Origin of the sequence: Aquipuribacter aurantiacus, assembly GCF_051216895.1 — a bacterium.
Taxonomy (GTDB): Bacteria; Actinomycetota; Actinomycetes; order Actinomycetales; family JBBAYJ01; genus Aquipuribacter.
Window position 1 is genome coordinate 156,168 of record NZ_JBPKAO010000007.1, and the last position, 2,654, is coordinate 158,821.

2 protein-coding genes are annotated in these 2,654 nt (G+C 71.2%); both read right to left on the reverse strand.

Annotated features, from left to right (window positions below; translation table 11 throughout):
• Window positions 1-31 precede the first annotated feature (31 nt).
• A complete protein-coding gene (locus ACR80Q_RS11510) occupies window positions 32-1,690 on the reverse strand; it encodes an ABC transporter substrate-binding protein (RefSeq protein WP_435377753.1) in 1,659 nt (552 codons plus the stop codon).
• 182 nt (window positions 1,691-1,872) lie between these two features.
• Complete coding sequence (locus ACR80Q_RS11515) at window positions 1,873-2,568, reverse strand: HAD family hydrolase (protein WP_435377754.1); 696 nt, start codon at window positions 2,566-2,568, stop codon at window positions 1,873-1,875.
• Window positions 2,569-2,654 lie beyond the last annotated feature (86 nt).

Here is a 2,654-nt window from a genome sequence, read left to right on the forward strand (position 1 = left end):
GACCGCCACCCGCACGGGCAGGTGGCTCAGCTCAGCTGTCGGAGACCGTCAGCAGGTTGAACACCTCGTTGGACACCGGGCTCGGCGTGAAGCCCTCGATGCCGGGGCGGAGCGCGAGCGCCGCCTCGGTGGTGGCGTACGGCAGACCGGGCAGCAGGTCCATGACCTGCCGGTTGGCCTCCTCGTACAGCTCAGTGCGGACGTCGATGTCGGTCTCGGCCTCCGCCTCGTCGAGCAGGGCGAACAGCTCCGGGTCGTTGAAGCCCCAGTCGGGCTTCTCACCCTGGAAGAACGTGCCCAGGAAGTTGTCCGGGTCGCCGAAGTCACCGGTCCACCCGAGCAGGTAGATCGGGGCGCCACCGCTCTGCGCGGCGTCGAGGAAGTCCGGGGTCCACGGCGCGCCGATGGGCTCGACCGTGAAGCCGACCTCCTCGAGGTCCGCCGCCATCAGCTGGAAGTTCGCGGAGGGGTCCGGCATGTAGGGACGCGAGACCTCGGTCGGGTACCAGAACTCGAGGGTGAGGTCGGTGACCCCGGACTCCGCGATGAGCTCGCGGGCGCGCTCGGGGTCGTAGTCGTAGGTGGTGACGTCGTCGGCGTAGCCGAACAGCGACTCCGGCATGAACTGCGTCGGGACCGACGAGCCCTCCGGGTAGTTGGTCGAGATGATGTTCTCGCGGTCGATCGCGTGGGCGATGGCCTGCCGGATCTGCAGGTTGTCCAGCGGCGGCGCGGCCTGGTTGAAGCCGACGTAGCCGACGGTGAAGGCCGGGCGACGCAGGATGGTGTAGCCCTCGGACTCCAGGACGTCGACGTCGGCCGGGTCCACCAGGTCGTAGCCGTCGATGCCGCCGGACTGCAGCTCCTGCGCGCGGGCCGGGCCGTCGGCGATGGGCCGGAAGACGAGGTTCTGGATGTCGGCCACCTGGCCCCAGTAGTCGTCGTTGCGCTCCAGCACCAGCTGGTTGCCACGCTCCCACGACACGAAGGTGAACGGACCGGTGCCCGTGGGGCTGTCGGTGCCGTAGGTGCCCGTGAACTGCGGCTCCTCGCCGCTGCCGCTGATCTCGTCGGCGCCGAACTCCTCGAGCGCCGCCGGGCTGCCGATGCTGAACGCGGGCAGCGACAGCGCCGACAGGAACGTCGACGACGGCCGGGTCAGGGTGATGACGGCGGTCGACTCGTCGGTCGCCTCGCAGGAGGCGTACAGGCTCTCCGGCGCCGCCGGGTCCTCGTTCTCCGCGAAGCCGCCCATCACGGTCGACCAGTAGTACGAGACGTTGCTGGCCTGCTGGATGCCGGTGAAGTTGTACCAGCGGTCGAAGTTGAAGCAGACCGCCTCCGCGTCGAACGGCTCACCGTCGTGGAAGCTGACCCCCTCGCGCAGGTTGAACGTCCACTCCAGGCCGTCCTCGCTGGCGCTCCACTCCTCGGCGAGCTGCGGCACGATCTCGGTGCCGCCCTCCTCCGTGGTGACCAGGCCCTCGAAGATGGACCGGATGACCCGCAGCGACTCGCCGTCGCTGACGTAGGCGCCGTCCAGGATGACCGGGTCGGCGCTGGCGCCGAAGACGAACGTCGCGTCGGAGGCGGAACCGTCCCCGCCGGCCGCGCCGGACTCCTCGTCGGTGCTGGCGGTGTCGCCGCCGCAAGCCGTGAGGGCCAGGGCGGCGGCAGCTGTGACTGCCACGACCCTGAGGCCCCGCGTGATTGTTGACCGCATGTGACTCCCCTGTAGGTGCGACCCGTGGGGCGGGTCGGATCGTGCGAACCTACGACCTCGGCGCGCAAAACTTGCGAGGTAGGCGTCACGGTTCCATCACGAATCGCGCGAACGCCCGATTCGTGGTGTCACGCCGTCACCGGCCGGTCTCACCGCACCAGGTCGACGACCGACCCTGTGGACAGCCGACCGAGCATCCGGACGTCGAGCCCCTCGAAGCCCGGCAGGCGGCTGCGGCCGACCTTGGCCGGGATGGCGACGTGCAGCGGTACGGCCAGGACCCGGCAGCCCGCGGCCTCGGCGGAGGCGACGCCGGGCGGGGAGTCCTCGATGGCCACGCACCGGGCGGGGTCCACGCCGAGCCGCTCCGCCGCGGTCAGGTACGGCTCGGGGTGCGGCTTGCCGTGGGTGACGGCGTCGCCGGTGACGACGGCGTCGAACGTGCCCGCGGGCAGCGCCTCCACGATGGCTCCGGCCAGGTTCGCGTAGGACATGGTCACCAGCGCCTGCGGCACCCCGGCGGCCGCGCACGCCTGGAGCAGCTCACGCGCGCCGGGCCGGAACGGCGGGTCCTCGCGGACCCGGACGACCATGCGCTCCAGCAGCGCGTCCACGACCTGCTCCGACGTCAGGTCGATGCCGCTGCGCTCCACCAGGATCTGCCCGCTGACCGGGAGCGCGTTGCCGACCAGGGCCAGGCCGTCCTCGTGGGTCCAGGTGCCGCCGTGGGCGGTGACGAGCTCGGTCTCGGCCTCGATCCAGTACGGCTCGGTGTCGACGAGGGTGCCGTCCATGTCCCACAGGACGGCGGCGGGCAGGGCCTGGCTGGTGGTGCTCGGGCTCACGGAGCTCCTCGTCGGGTTGCGTGCTGGGGGGGGGGGGGGGGGGGTGCCGTCCGGTCAGGTGGCGTTGAAGTCCTTGGCCTCGGTGT